Origin of the sequence: Paraburkholderia sp. GAS448, assembly GCF_050435685.1 — a bacterium.
GTDB lineage: Bacteria > Pseudomonadota > Gammaproteobacteria > Burkholderiales > Burkholderiaceae > Paraburkholderia.
Genome location: NZ_JBNDKT010000005.1, coordinates 266,477 through 279,328, shown reverse-complemented (window position 1 = coordinate 279,328; position 12,852 = coordinate 266,477). Strand labels below are relative to the sequence as shown.

15 protein-coding genes are annotated in these 12,852 nt (G+C 63.2%); 11 read left to right on the top strand and 4 right to left on the bottom strand.

The genetic code is table 11. From position 1 onward, the window contains the following. Positions 1-625: 625 nt before the first annotated feature. The 3 genes from P3T23_RS12620 (at position 626) to P3T23_RS12610 (ending at position 2,061) form a co-directional block, all read left to right on the top strand. On the top strand, positions 626-1,063 hold the full coding sequence (locus tag P3T23_RS12620) for a cupin domain-containing protein (protein WP_429316492.1): 438 nt from the start codon (positions 626-628) through the stop codon (positions 1,061-1,063). A gap of 71 nt (positions 1,064-1,134) precedes the next feature. Continuing rightward, the gene (locus P3T23_RS12615; protein WP_429316491.1) at positions 1,135-1,491 is read left to right on the top strand and encodes a nuclear transport factor 2 family protein; all 357 of its coding nucleotides are present in this window, start codon (positions 1,135-1,137) and stop codon (positions 1,489-1,491) included. A gap of 174 nt (positions 1,492-1,665) precedes the next feature. Next, positions 1,666-2,061, top strand: a complete 396-nt coding sequence (locus P3T23_RS12610) for a VOC family protein (protein WP_429316490.1) — start codon at positions 1,666-1,668, stop codon at positions 2,059-2,061. Between the two features lie 39 nt (positions 2,062-2,100). Here P3T23_RS12610 and P3T23_RS12605 read toward each other — a convergent pair whose 3' ends face one another. Next, positions 2,101-3,081 carry a helix-turn-helix domain-containing protein gene (locus P3T23_RS12605; RefSeq protein ID WP_429316489.1) on the bottom strand — a complete coding sequence of 327 codons (981 nt, stop codon included), beginning with the start codon at positions 3,079-3,081 and terminating at the stop codon, positions 2,101-2,103. Between the two features lie 208 nt (positions 3,082-3,289). After that, positions 3,290-4,147 carry a hydroxyacylglutathione hydrolase gene (gene gloB / locus P3T23_RS12600; protein ID WP_429316488.1) on the bottom strand — a complete coding sequence of 286 codons (858 nt, stop codon included), beginning with the start codon at positions 4,145-4,147 and terminating at the stop codon, positions 3,290-3,292. A 410-nt stretch (positions 4,148-4,557) separates the two neighbouring features. Here gloB and P3T23_RS12595 point away from each other — a divergent pair, with 410 nt between their 5' ends. From P3T23_RS12595 to P3T23_RS12565, 7 genes are all read left to right on the top strand, one after another. Next, the gene (locus tag P3T23_RS12595; RefSeq protein ID WP_429316487.1) at positions 4,558-5,052 is read left to right on the top strand and encodes a tautomerase family protein; all 495 of its coding nucleotides are present in this window, start codon (positions 4,558-4,560) and stop codon (positions 5,050-5,052) included. A gap of 235 nt (positions 5,053-5,287) precedes the next feature. Beyond that, positions 5,288-5,740 carry a MaoC family dehydratase gene (locus P3T23_RS12590; protein WP_429316486.1) on the top strand — a complete coding sequence of 151 codons (453 nt, stop codon included), beginning with the start codon at positions 5,288-5,290 and terminating at the stop codon, positions 5,738-5,740. Positions 5,741-5,921: 181 nt separating this feature from the next. After that, positions 5,922-6,632 carry a flavin reductase family protein gene (locus P3T23_RS12585; protein ID WP_429316485.1) on the top strand — a complete coding sequence of 237 codons (711 nt, stop codon included), beginning with the start codon at positions 5,922-5,924 and terminating at the stop codon, positions 6,630-6,632. 28 nt (positions 6,633-6,660) lie between these two features. Beyond that, complete coding sequence (locus P3T23_RS12580; protein ID WP_429316484.1) at positions 6,661-7,833, top strand: alpha/beta fold hydrolase; 1,173 nt, start codon at positions 6,661-6,663, stop codon at positions 7,831-7,833. Positions 7,834-7,866: 33 nt separating this feature from the next. Next, a complete protein-coding gene (locus P3T23_RS12575) occupies positions 7,867-8,760 on the top strand; it encodes an alpha/beta hydrolase (protein WP_429316483.1) in 894 nt (297 codons plus the stop codon). A gap of 29 nt (positions 8,761-8,789) precedes the next feature. After that, entirely contained in the window at positions 8,790-9,578 is a 789-nt protein-coding gene (locus P3T23_RS12570; RefSeq protein ID WP_429316482.1) for an enoyl-CoA hydratase/isomerase family protein, read from the top strand. Positions 9,579-9,637: 59 nt separating this feature from the next. Continuing rightward, positions 9,638-10,549 (top strand): LysR substrate-binding domain-containing protein, encoded by a 912-nt coding sequence (locus tag P3T23_RS12565; RefSeq protein WP_429316481.1) that lies wholly within the window; start codon positions 9,638-9,640, stop codon positions 10,547-10,549. A 3-nt stretch (positions 10,550-10,552) separates the two neighbouring features. Here P3T23_RS12565 and P3T23_RS12560 read toward each other — a convergent pair whose 3' ends face one another. Together P3T23_RS12560 and P3T23_RS12555 are read right to left on the bottom strand one after the other, a co-directional pair. Then, on the bottom strand, positions 10,553-10,714 hold the full coding sequence (locus tag P3T23_RS12560) for a hypothetical protein (protein WP_429316480.1): 162 nt from the start codon (positions 10,712-10,714) through the stop codon (positions 10,553-10,555). A 43-nt stretch (positions 10,715-10,757) separates the two neighbouring features. After that, positions 10,758-11,630 carry a LysR family transcriptional regulator gene (locus P3T23_RS12555; protein ID WP_429316479.1) on the bottom strand — a complete coding sequence of 291 codons (873 nt, stop codon included), beginning with the start codon at positions 11,628-11,630 and terminating at the stop codon, positions 10,758-10,760. Between the two features lie 146 nt (positions 11,631-11,776). Between P3T23_RS12555 and P3T23_RS12550 the strand changes: the two genes are divergently transcribed. After that, positions 11,777-12,850, top strand: a complete 1,074-nt coding sequence (locus tag P3T23_RS12550; RefSeq protein WP_429316478.1) for an alkene reductase — start codon at positions 11,777-11,779, stop codon at positions 12,848-12,850. The last annotated feature ends 2 nt before the right edge of the window (positions 12,851-12,852 follow it).

Genomic DNA, 12,852 nt, shown 5'->3' with positions numbered 1-12,852 from the left:
ACTGGGGTGTCGCGTCGGCACCCTGGCTGATGCGAGTCAGGTCTCGCCCGATATTCCAGATTCCTGTTGCGACGGCTCGGTCACCACGCGTTGTCCGCCGTCTGGGGCAAGGATAGCCCTTCAACGCAATTGGGGTGGATGGCCGTACCGGCCTCTATTTCGATGGCGCAAGGCTCGCCAGGGCCCATCCTGACGCCTACAACCCCGCCATTCGCAAGCGACTGCGTCAGCTCAGCTTTCAGTTGAGCGACCCGTCCTTGGCACATTGACACATCGAGCTTCGATGTTGGTCCGCCTGGGTTCCGATACCCGGCATTTTCAAAGAACGGAGACTTCAACCATGTCACAACATGTCTTCATCGTCGGTGACTGCGCAGGACCGCTCCGCACCGGTGTGCCCTCTCAGCGCCGATGTCTTGTGCTGCGGCGGTGGGCGCCTTCGCCGCAGGATGCCGCGATCCTGTCATTCTGGCTCCCTGAATGCTCCCTTAACTATCCATGCACTAGCAGGCAAGCGGACCTGCGCTATCAGGCAAGCGCTGCCTGGTCTGTCGGCGATATCGTTGTCTCACCCCGCAAAACCTGCCGGCCCCTTTGGGAAGCGGCAACATCACAGGAGACGATGATGGAAATCAAGCCGAAGGTCCGTGAGGAAGCTGTTCAACTGAACGATATCCCCTGGAAGGCGTTCCCCGATGCGCTTTCCCATGGCGGCATCCGCTGGAAGATGCTGCACGCCTCGCCCGAGATGGGTGCCTGGACGGCGATTTTCGACTGCCCGGCCGGCTCCTCCTTTAATGCCCACTTCCATGTCGGGCCCGGCGAATATCTTCTGACAAAAGGCCGCATGGATGTCCGCGGCGGTGCCGAGCACGGTGGCGACACCGTCGTCGCTCCCGCATACGGCTACGAATCCGCGAACGCGCGGCACGACAAGACGTTTTTCCCCGTCGACAGCGAGTTCTACATGACGTTCCTCGGCCCGCTTTCGTTCATCAAGGAAGACGGCACGCCGATCGTCGTCGTGACGTGGGACGAAGCACAGCGCGCCTACGCGGGTTAAGCCTGCACGGAGCCGAACGCCCGCGACAGCCTGATTGCGGGATCTGCAAACGGTTTTTGGAGACATTGAACATGACCCATGCTTCAGCACAGATCGATGGTGCTACCCAGCAGGTGTTCGACCATCATCTCGGCGCGTTCGCTCAAGGTCTGGACGAGCTTCTGAAAGACTACGACGACAGCTCGACGATCATCACGCCGGACAAGACCTATAGTGGCAGCACGGAGATCCGCGCCTTCTTCAAGGCGTTCCTCGAAAGCGCTGATCCCGGATTCTGGCCAGCATTCAAGATCACAAGCAAGAGCACGGCGGGCGAAGTCGCCTATCTGGCGTGGGAGGCGAAGCCCTGGGTGACGCTTGCCACCGACACGCTGGTCGTCAAGGAGGGAAAGATCGCGGTCCAGACCTTCACCCCCTTCTCAGGCTAAGCGCCACTCGCACCAGTCAGCAGGAACCGCTCGCCACGTCGACGGGCGCCGAGGTGCGCGGACGCATCGTGCACATCGTCTCGACGGCGAAGCGCTTTGCCGGTTCTCCTTGCAAACGGTAACAGCCGACGTGGATCTGTCCATGTCGGCATCTGCCTATTCTGGAAGCAAAAATTGGCCAAGATCATTCACTCCATGATCCGTGTTCACGACCTTGACCGGTCGTTGCAGTTCTACAAGGATGCGCTGGGACTCTCGACCAGCCACCGCCTGGACTTCCCCGACTTCTCGCTCGTGTATCTGCGCAACGAAGAGAACGACTTCGAGATCGAACTCACCTGGAACAAGGGGCGCGAGCCAGCCTACACGCATGGCGATGGCTACGGGCACGTCGCTGTCGCCGTAGCGGACGTCGAATCTGAGCACGAGCGGATGGCGGGACTGGGCATCCATCCGACCGCGGTGAAGGAATTCAAACGTGGCGACGAGATGCTCGCGCGCTTTTTCTTCATCCAGGACCCCGACGGCTACAAGATCGAGGTGCTGCAGCGCTCAGGGCACTACGTGTGATGCGGCGCCGTGGCGATTCAAGCGCGCCACCGCCGCGTGTCAGACAACGTCCGCGCCCGCAGTGCTACTCAGCGCAGCGCGGCGCACATCGCTGGGCGAGGCGCCATACCGCCCCCGGAAGGTCCTGCAGAAATGGCTTACCGAGTTGAAGCCCCAGCGGAACGCGATCTCGGAAATTTGCAGGCGCTGGAAGGCGGGATCAATCAGCGCCTGCCTGCATACGCGCAGACGACTGTCCAGGATGAATCCTGAGACGGTCAGATCGCTGCGCTGGAACAGCATGTGCAGGTAGCGCAGCGAGATGTTGTTCGCCTCTGCGATGCGTGTCGGATTCAGATCTTCCTCATGAAGATGCTGCAGGATGAAGTCCTTCACGCGTCGCAGCATCGCGGCACTCGCGTCGAACGTCGCCGAGGGCTGCTGCCCCGAGAGGGCAATGCCAAGAAGTTCGAGCGTGGACCGGCTCACGGAAGCCTGAACACTCTGGTCGAGACTGTCGATCTGGTTCGACAAAGCCAGCAGGTGGACAGCCAGCAGCGAGCCGACGCCCGTGCGGCTCTCGATCTTGCCGCCCGACGGCGGCTGCTTTCGCTCCGGCAAACGCTCCCGCATCAACGTCCAGGGGATCATCAGCGTCACCTTGTGCAGCCGCTCAAGCACTTCGAACTGCACCACCTGATCGGTCGTCCATACAACGAGGTCGCCCGATGTCACCTCCACCCCAGAATCGCCAATCCTGAACCGCTCACGGCCGCCCGTGGTCAGCTGGACACCCACATACAGCTCGTCGTCACGCCGTACCTGACCGCGTGTCCGTTGTCCGATGCAAGGGTCACATACCGTTTCAACAATCCCGGCCCCGGCGAAGTCGTGTTGCTTCACACGCGCATAGAACGTCGCAGGCAACCGTTGCGGAACCTGCCACTCCCTGTAGCTGCGACTCAGCACATCCTGCCAGGCGTCCGTGCGATCGTTCGTGGGGACCCGGTCGATCGACCATTCGGTGAAAGCATTTTGCAAGTCTGTCTCCTGTGTCGGCCGGAGTTAGCGCTTTAGCGCTTACTCCGGTCCCATGCAAGGCGGTTGCGCGCTCCAATCACAGCGCCTCTTCCATTGGAGACGTTTGCGCCATTTCTTGAAGGTACACGCAATGACCTGGCCCTGGGAGGCGGTGCTACCCTCATCCCCTCAGGTTTGCTGCATCGCACACCTGCCAGACATGGGCGTATCAGCAGTACTTCAGGAGCGTAGGCGGCCAACGCCGCTCGACCGGGATGGCCTCTTCGACGCTGAAAAAATCCTTCCAGCCACGTAGCAGAATGAACGCAGCGAGCCGGTTCGGCACCAGAACGTTGAACTGGTTGATCAGCGCGGCCCGGATCTCGGGACTATGCACGCGAAGAAACGGATTGACCGCCAATTCATGCCGGAGCGTGGTCGGCAACGTAGGCGCTCCTTCAGCCCGTAACGCACGGGCCTGATCGTACCAGTCGCTGACGTCAGTGTTCGAGGGGTCACATCGAAGCGAAAACTGGATGTTGGCGAGCGTGTACTCGTGCGCGCAGTGAACGCGCGTCGAGAGAGGCAGCTGCGCGAGCTTGTCCAGGGATGCAAGCATCTGCTCCGCGGTCCCTTCCAGGAGTCTTCCGCAGCCACTTGCGAACAACGTATCGCCACAGAAGAGATGGGGTACCCCGGCGCCTTTGCCGGCCTCGAAAAACGCGATGTGGTCATGGGTGTGTCCCGGCACCTCAATCACGGTCACCTGAAAAGCCGGCTCTTTAAACGTCACACAAAAGCCGTGTCCGACGCGAACGGAAACCCCAGGGATGCGCACTTTTGCTGGCCCGTGCACCGGGAGAGAGGAATTCCCCGACCACGCGAGAAGGCCATCGACACCTCCCACATGGTCGGGATGATGGTGCGTAACCAGGATACCCGCCAACGTCAGGTGATTTTCTTCGCAATATCGGATGACCGGGCCGGCATCGCCTGGGTCAACGACGATGGCCGCGCGTCCGTCAGTGATTAGCCACGCGTAGTTGTCCTCGAAGAACGGGACGGGCACGTATTCCAGTTCTGACACACACCACCTCGCAGAGAAGCCATTGCATCGTCCGCTAATACCTGAGCGACCGGACTATCCCCATTCTGGTTCTCATTGCGGTCCAACGCTTGCTCCACAGTGCAAAAGCAGTTGACCTTGCGCGCACTGCCATACCTCAACCCCAATTCGGTTACTCAGGTATGCCCAGCTGTTCTTTGCCGTTCCCCGTGTGATAGCGAGTGCGCTATACGGCAATTCTCCGTGCACGGAAACGCAAACAACACTCCACCACGACGGCTACGATAAATCCATCGGTCCGCGCGGTTCCGCACTAGCGACCCGGAGGGCCGAAGCTCGCCTGGGGCAAGTGAGATGCCTCACCAGCCCAGCCGCGAGGCAATCCTTGATGCACCCGCCCTTCAACCTCAGGAGTACTGGCCATGCCACTTATGGATGTTACCTTTGCGCAAGGTTCACTGGACACAGACGCCCAAAGCAGGCTCTCAGCGAAGCTGTGGTCCATCGCGCTTCGTTGGGAAGGAATCGAAATCAACGAGACGTCCGCGTCCGTCGCCTGGGTCTACCTTGACGAACGCCCCCAACATCACGTCACCGTCGCAGGAAAGTCTCCCAGGCAGAACATCTATCGAATCAATGTTCGGGTTATGGCCGGGTTCATGGATCAAAAGCGGATCGACAGTCTCGCCCGCGAACTGACCGACTCAATCCTTGAAGTCGACGGAACGAAGGGCGACGGCAGCGGCCCTCGCGTATTCTGCATTATCGAAGAGATTCCGAGCGGGACCTGGAGTATCGACGGGCAGACCTGGACCACCGCGTTTACCGCTCGTACCTTGCAGCTCGATAGCGAACGCATCGAAGCCATGGAAAAAGCCGTAGCCGCCCGCCCCCGTATCGATGTTCCCTATACCGTAAAGAAATAAACAAAGTCTGCGGAAACCCCGGAAAACGGCGGAAGAGGCAACACGCTCCCTTGAAGCGCGGCATCTCAGCAGCTGACAGCCCGCCGTACCGATCATTGATAGATTTGAAATGATGCATTCATCCGCGCCGTCTTTCTCCTCTCAGAGACATTCTCTAAAGTAGCTGCAATACCCGCGGGACAGCGAACGAAATCAGTCGGTCGGCCCGCCATCCTCAACTTCAAAGGAGAGGGCCATGAGTCAGGAGACGCTCTATTTCGACGACCTCAAGGTCGGCGACACCTTCATCACCGGTACGCATGAAGTCAGCGCTGCCGATATAAAGCGGTTCGCCGCGGAGTTCGATCCGCAGCCGTTCCATCTCGACGACGAAGCCGCGCGCCACACGATGTTCGGCGGGCTCGCCGCGAGCGGCTGGCATACCGCAGCGATCACGATGCGTCTGCTCGTCTCCGGTGGCCCGAAGCTGGCCAACGGCGTGCTCGGCGCTGGCGGCGAGATCGAATGGAAGATGCCGACGCGCCCCGGCGACGTGCTGCATGTCGAAAGCGAAGTCATGGAGCTGACCCCTTCTCGCTCGCGCACCGATCGCGGAATGCTGGTGCTGCGCTCCAGAACGATCAATCAGCATGGCGAAGTCGTGCAGAACCTGACCGCAAAGCTGATCGTCGCCCGCCGGCCCGCGTAACGAACAACACCCAATACATTTACAGCAACCATCTTTCATGGGACCGGAGTAGGCGCCATGGGACCAGAGTAAGTGCTTTGCGCCAACTCTGGTCGACACGCCAACTCCGGTCGACATACAACTTGCATGGGACCGGAGTAGGCGCTAAAGCGCCAACTCCGGTCGACACAGGAGACATATCATGATCGTCGATCCCTCCACTCAGGATGCCACTTCGAACTACAAACTGCTGATTGGCTCGATCCTGCCGCGCGCAATCGCATGGGTCAGCACGCTCTCCAAAGACGGCGTCGCGAATCTCGCGCCGATCTCGTTCTTCACCGCGGTCGGCCGCAAGCCGCCGATGGTGTCGATCTCGATGCAACCGCGCTCCGACGGCGTCACGCTGAAGGACACGTTCATCAACATCCGCGACACCGGCGAATTCGTCGTCAACATCGTGAGCCTCGAGCTCGCGGACGCGATGCACCGCACCGCCTTCGAATTCCCGTCCGAGGTCGACGAGTTCGACGCGGTCGGCCTCAAGAAGGCCGAGTCGCTGACGGTCCGTCCGCCGCGCGTGGCAGCGGCGCCGATCGCGCTCGAATGCAAGGTCGACCGGATCATCCCGATCGGCGACCAGAACGACCACGTGGTATTCGGCGAAGTGCTCCGCTTCCAGATCCGCGACGATCTCTACCTCGATCGCGGCCGCATCGACACCGCCGGCCTGCAGGCGGTCGCCCGCCTCGCCGCCGAATACACGGTCGTGCAGAACGCGTTCACGACGCCGCTCGACCCACAGGCGCTCACGCTGCTGCAGAAACAGAGAATCGGCCGGCTCGACGGGTTCGAGGACGGCTACTCGCCGATCGACGCGGCGAACTGGTCCGCATCCGGCGCGACGCGCTGATTTTCGAACGACTCGACAAGGGATACGCATGAATCCGACTCATCCGACCCAGCCCGCGCTCGTATTCATCCACGGGTTCCTGGACGGCGCCGACGCGTGGGACGACCTCGCCCTGCGCCTCGGCGACCGCGCGGCCGGCGCGCTGCGCGTCGATCTTCCGGGAATGGGCGCGCGCACCGGCGAACCCGGCCCGTACAGCCTCGACCGCTTCGCGGCGGACGTCACGACGCAGGTCCGCGCGCTATCGCGCCCGGTCGTGCTCGTCGGGCACAGCATGGGCGCGCAGATCGCCGAACTCGTCTCCCAACGGCTAGACGAACAGGTCCGCGGCCTCGTGCTGCTGACGCCAGTGCCGCTACGCGGCACTGGCCTGCCCGACGACGCGATGCGCGGTTTCCACGCGCTTGGCGGCAATCCGGCCGCGCAGCGCGAGCTGCGCCGCAACCTGTCGGTGCAGCTCGACGACACGCAACTCGAACGTCTCGGCCAGTTGGGCGACCGCGTCGACGCCGCCGCGGTCGGCACCTTCGCCGATCTGTGGAACAACGGCCATCCTTCGGGCGCCGAACCTGCGCGATACCGCGGCCCCGTGCTGATCGTTTGCGGGGGCGGCGACGCATTCGTCACCGCCGAGCTGATTTCGTCGGGCGTGACGCCGCGCTTCGAAGCGCCGACCGTCGCGTCGATCGAGCGCGCGGGCCACTGGCCGCACGTCGAGCAGCCGGACGCGGTCGCGCGCATCGTCGGATCGTTTCTCGCGAAGGTCGAACCCGCCTCGCATATGCCGGACGTGCCGGTCGCGCCGCAAGGCTGGACCCGCGCGTTCGAGCACAAGTCCGCGGACGCGTTCGCCGACGCGTTCGCGCCGAACGTCGTGCTCGAAGCGAGCGTGCTCGCGAAGCCGGTCGTCGGCATCGATCAGGTCAAGACCGTGATGACCGCGGCGAGCAAGATCTACGAGGCGCTCTCGTTCACGCACGAAGCGCACAACGACATGCGCGACTACCTCGAATGGGAAGTGCAGGCATTCGGCGGCGAGCGGATGCGCGGGATCACGGTGCTGACGAAGAACGCAGAAGGCAAGATCGTTCACGTGGCGATCCATCATCGCCCGCTCGGCGGCGCGCTGAAATTCTCGGCCGAACTCGGCCGCGTCCTGCAAGGGCAGGTCGACGCAAGCTTTTTCTATCGCGGCGCGTGATTCGCGCGCCCATCCAGGATCCAGGAGATTGAAATGATAAAACGTACCGATGTGGAATTCGAAGTCGATGGCGGCGTCAAGCTGCGCGGCTGGCTCTTTGTTCCGCCCGGCGAGGGTCAGCGACCCGCGATCACGATGGCGCACGGCTACGCCGGCGTGAAGGAGCACGGGCTCGAGCCGTTTGCGCGCGCGTTCGCCGAAGCCGGCTTCGTCGTGCTGCTGCATGACCATCGCGGCTTCGGTGCGAGCGAAGGCACGCCGCGCCACGACATCGATCCGTGGCGTCAGATCGCGGACTGGCGGCGCGCAATCAGCTTCCTCGAAAGTCTCGACGTCGTCGATCCTGCTCGCATCGGCCTTTGGGGCACGAGCTATGCGGGCGGCCATGCGATCGTGCTCGGCGCGACCGACCGGCGCCTGCGCTGCGTCGTCGCGCAGGTGCCGACGATCAGCGGCTACGAACAGGGGCTGCGCCGCATTCCGCCGGAGAATGTCCCGGCGATCGAGGAAGCGTTCGCCGACGACGATCGCGCTCAATTGCGCGGCGAGCCGCCTCGGCGTCAGGCGATCGTCAGCGCGGATCCCGCGATCCCCGCGTCGTATCGCGCGAAGGACGCGATCGACTTCTATCTGCAGCCGCTGCCGGACGGCGCGTGGGAAAACAACGTGACGGTCCGCTCGACGCGCGCCGCGCGCATGTACGAGCCCGGCCACTGGATCGCGCGCGTATCGCCGACGCCGCTCCTGATGGTGGTCGCGACGCGCGACACGATCACGCTGACCGACCTCGAACTCGCAGCCTACGAACGCGCGCTGCAGCCCAAGCGGCTGGTGACGATCGCAGGCGGGCACTTCGATCCGTACCTGTCGCAATTCCGTCTTTCCAGCGAGGCCGCAGTCGAGTGGTTCACGCAGCACCTCGGCTAAGGTCCACTTTCACGACAAAGGACTTCCCCATGTCTCACCTGACTATCAGCTTCGACGACGGCCTCGCGACGATCGTCATCGATCGCCCTCCACAGAATCGCATCGACGACCAGATGGTCGACGAACTCGCCGCGGCCGTCACCGAGATCGAACGCAGCGACGCGCGCGCGGTGCTCGTGCGCAGCGAAGGCGAAAACTTCTCGTTCGGCGGCGACATCATGACCTGGCCCGATGCGAGCGTCCGCGAACTGCGTGCCCGCTTCGGCCATTACATGTCCGTGTTCAACCGCTTCGAGCATCTTCCGCTGCCGGTCGTCGCTGCGGTGCAGGGCCTGTGCTTCGGCGGCGGCCTCGAACTTGCGCTGCGCGCGGACGTGATCTTCGCGGCCGAATCGGCGACGTTTGGGCATCCCGAACAGACACTCGGGATCGTCACCGTGCTTGGCGGCATCTACCGGGTCGCGGAACGCGCGGGCCGCTCGCGCGCGTCCGAGTGGGCGCTGACGTCGGAGAAGGTCCCTGCCGCGACGATGGAACGCTTCGGCGTCGTGAACCGCGTGGTCGCCGACGCGGACCTGCTGAAGGAATCAGCCGATTTCGCGCGCAAGGTCGCGCGCGGGCCCACCCGGGCCTATGCCGCGCACAAGGCGTTGCTGCGCGCATGGGCAGTCGGCGGCGTCGCGGCCGCGGACGAAGCGATGTTAGACATTGCGATGCCCCTGTTCGACACCGACGACGCGCGGCGCGGGATCCGCTCCGCGGTCGATGCGCTGAACGCGGGCCGCCCGCGACCGGTGATGGATTTCAACGGGCGCTAGCAGCAGGCATCGGGATTGCGGTCTAATGGCGTCTCCCCCATCGAACGGAGCCGCGCATCATGGACCGCATCGCAGCGATGAATGCATTCGTCCGCGTGGTCGAAGCCGGGACGTTCGCGAAGGCGGCCGACACCCTCGACCTGCCGAACGCCACGGTGACGCGGCTCATCCAGAGGCTCGAGGCAGATCTGAAGGTTCGCCTGCTGCACCGCACGACGCGCTCGGTGACGGTCACACCAGAAGGTGCGATCTACTACGAGCGCGTCGTGCGCCTGCTCGCGGACCTCGCGGACATCGAATCGTCGACCACGCATGCGCTGAGGAAGCCGTCGGGCAGGATCCACGTCGATGTCCCGACGGCGATCGGCACGCTCGTGCTCGTGCCGGCGCTCGCCGACTTCTACGGCGCCTATCCGGACATCGAGATTGAACTCGACATCGGCAACAGGCGCACCGACCTGGTCGCCGAGGGCATCGACTGTGCGATCCGCGCCGGCGAAGTCGACGAGCAGTTCCTGGTCGCGCGGCAGATCGGCAGCTTCGGCTTCACGACCTGCGCGGCGCCCGCGTTTCTCGACGCGCACGGCACACCTGCATCGCCGGACCAATTGCGCGATCGGCCGACCATCGGCATGGCCCCGTCGCGCGGCGGGCGCCCGCTGCCCTTCCAGTTTTCCGACAACGATCAGAAAGGCGATCTCGCGCTGAATCACCGGCTCGTCGTGGACGATACGAACGCGTATCTGGCCGCGGGCCTCGCGAGTCTCGGGATCATCCAGGCGCCGACGTACTCGGTGTGTGACGCGATCGCCGCCGGGAAACTCGTGCCGCTGCTCGAGGACTGGCAGCAGCAGGCCAACCCGGTGCACGTGATCTACGCGCCGAACCGCTACCTGAGCGCCAAAGTCCGCGTGTTCATCGACTGGATCGTCGAGCTGTTCGAGCAGGACGAGCACCTGAGACGCCGGTGACGATCACGCGACGCCGCCGGCCTCGTCCGCGTTGCGTATCGCGTGCCGCAGGCGTTCGATGCCGGCGTCGTGGAGACCGAGCCGTTCGAGCGTCTGCACGGTCGCGTTGAAATACGCGCGCGACGTGCCGAGCGGCCCGCGGCCCGTGCGCTTTGTGGCAACCAACCAGCGGCCGGTTGACGGGTAGGTGGTCGCATCCAGCCCTTGGCTACCTCCCCAAACGCTCCCGAAGGAACTCGATGAAGCGCTGCGTCTTCGCCGGCAACAGACGGGTTTCGGTGATGGCATAGACAGGCATTGGTGTGCCGTGCCATCCGGGCAAAATCCTGCGAAGTCTCCCGCTGCCCAGTTCATCGGCGACGATTTCCTCCGGCATCAGGATGATGCCCATGTCCAGCGTTGCCAGGCGGCGGATCATGCCAACGCTGTTGAGCGTGAAGCGCCCACCCACCGACACCGTGGTGGTTCTCTTTCCGTCGCGCAAAGTCCAGGAACCGGCCCTCAGGATGCCCAGGCACTCGTGTTGTTCCAGATCAGCGGGCTTGCCTGGCTCACCGGATCGTTCAATGTACCCCGGCGAGGCGTAGAGGCAAGGCGTGAGCGAGGCCAGCGGGCGGGCAATGAGTTGCGAGTTTTCGGACTCCCCCATGCGAATCGCCACGTCGAAGGGTTCGCTAACCAGATCGATCCGCCGCGGGGTAAGGTCGAAATCGAAGGAGATGCCGGGGTAGAGGCTGGCAAATTCGGCTATCAAGGGGGCGAGGTAGGTCACGGCGAAATCTACCGGCAACGAAGCTCGCAGCACGCCGCTGGGCTGCGCGAGCATTTCGCCAAGCTGTTCGTGCGCGAGGCGTGCTTCATCGACGATGCGCTTGCATCGCTCGAAGTAGATCTGGCCAGCCTCGGTCAGTTCAATCTTGCGCGTCGTGCGGTGTAGCAGGCGAAGCCCGATCGCCTTCTCCAACGTGCTGATCCGCCGCGAAAGGGTCGAGTTGGGCATCCCCATCGCCTGCGCAGCACCGCGAAAACCCTTGGCTTTGACGACCTCCACGAACAACGCCATGTCGTTCAGCAATTCCATGCCAACTGCTCCACCAATGGATCAATGTTATCCAAAATATCATATTTATCTCGATGAAGAAGCAGGCGATGATTTCCTCATCCGAGATCAAAGATACCGGGCCGGTCCTTTCTTTCATCCATCCATCACACTCCGAGGATTCCGTCATGAGCAAACTGTTCGATCCCGTCCAGGTCGGCCGCTACACGCTTCAAAATCGCCTGGTCATGGCACCGATGACCCGTTCGCGCGCCCAGTTCGATGGCACTCCGGGCGAACTGGCCGCCGAGTACTACGCTCAACGCGCCAGCGTCGGCCTGATCGTAACCGAAGGCACCCAGCCTTCCGACGATGGACAGGGCTACCTGACCACACCTGGCATCTGCACCGACGCGCACGTCGCCGGCTGGAAGAAGATCACCGATGCCGTCCATGCCAAAGGCGGCCACATCTTCATTCAGATCATGCACGCCGGGCGCATGTCGCACCCGGACAACACGCCGCACCGTCGCCCGGGCGTTGCGCCTTCGGCCATCGCGCCAGGTACGGGAATGTTCACGGCGAAGGGCATGCAGGACATTCCGGTGCCGCGCGCCCTGAGTACCCACGAAGTGCTACAGACCGTCCAGGATTTCCGTCATGCGGCCCGCCGCGCGATCGAGGCCGGCGCCGACGGCGTCGAAATCCACGGCGCGAACGCCTACCTGATCCAGCAGTTCTTTGCACCGAGCGCCAACACGCGAACCGACGAATACGGCGGCTCTATTGAAAACCGCGCCCGCTTTGCCATTCAGGTGGCTGCCGCGATTGCCGAGGAAATCGGCGCGGACCGCACTGCCATCCGCCTGTCGCCCGGCACGACGATGTGGGGCATCGACGAAGGCGCCGAAGGGCCGGACCTCTACCGCTACCTGGTCGCTGAACTCGGCAAGCTGGGGCTGGCCTACGTGCACGTCATGCACCAGGGCAACGAACCGCTGCTGGCCGACATTCGAAAGCTCTGGAACAGCACGCTGATCCTGAACCGGCCAGGCCGTCCTCGCGACCACATTGGAGCCGATGTGGCTTCAGGGCTGGCCGATCTGGAAGCTTATGGCCAGATGGCTCTTGCGAACCCGGATTTCGTCGCCCGATTGAAGGTCAACGCGCCAATGAACGATGCGAACCGCAATGGTTTCTTCGGTGGTACGGCACAGGGCTACACCGATTACCCGACCTTGAGCGAAGCCCAAGGGGCCTGAGG

Excerpts from the sequence above, each read along its gene's own strand:
- P3T23_RS12575 (WP_429316483.1), top strand. The coding sequence starts at position 7,867 with ATGATAAAACGTACCGATGTGGAATTCGAAGTCGATGGCGGCGTCAAG.
- P3T23_RS12615 (WP_429316491.1), top strand. The coding sequence starts at position 1,135 with ATGACCCATGCTTCAGCACAGATCGATGGTGCTACCCAGCAGGTGTTC.
- P3T23_RS12550 (WP_429316478.1), top strand. The coding sequence starts at position 11,777 with ATGAGCAAACTGTTCGATCCCGTCCAGGTCGGCCGCTACACGCTTCAA.
- P3T23_RS12570 (WP_429316482.1), top strand. The coding sequence starts at position 8,790 with ATGTCTCACCTGACTATCAGCTTCGACGACGGCCTCGCGACGATCGTC.
- P3T23_RS12590 (WP_429316486.1), top strand. The coding sequence starts at position 5,288 with ATGAGTCAGGAGACGCTCTATTTCGACGACCTCAAGGTCGGCGACACC.
- P3T23_RS12620 (WP_429316492.1), top strand. The coding sequence starts at position 626 with ATGGAAATCAAGCCGAAGGTCCGTGAGGAAGCTGTTCAACTGAACGAT.
- P3T23_RS12565 (WP_429316481.1), top strand. The coding sequence starts at position 9,638 with ATGGACCGCATCGCAGCGATGAATGCATTCGTCCGCGTGGTCGAAGCC.
- P3T23_RS12555 (WP_429316479.1), bottom strand. The coding sequence starts at position 11,630 with ATGGAATTGCTGAACGACATGGCGTTGTTCGTGGAGGTCGTCAAAGCC.
- P3T23_RS12595 (WP_429316487.1), top strand. The coding sequence starts at position 4,558 with ATGGATGTTACCTTTGCGCAAGGTTCACTGGACACAGACGCCCAAAGC.
- P3T23_RS12585 (WP_429316485.1), top strand. The coding sequence starts at position 5,922 with ATGATCGTCGATCCCTCCACTCAGGATGCCACTTCGAACTACAAACTG.
- P3T23_RS12580 (WP_429316484.1), top strand. The coding sequence starts at position 6,661 with ATGAATCCGACTCATCCGACCCAGCCCGCGCTCGTATTCATCCACGGG.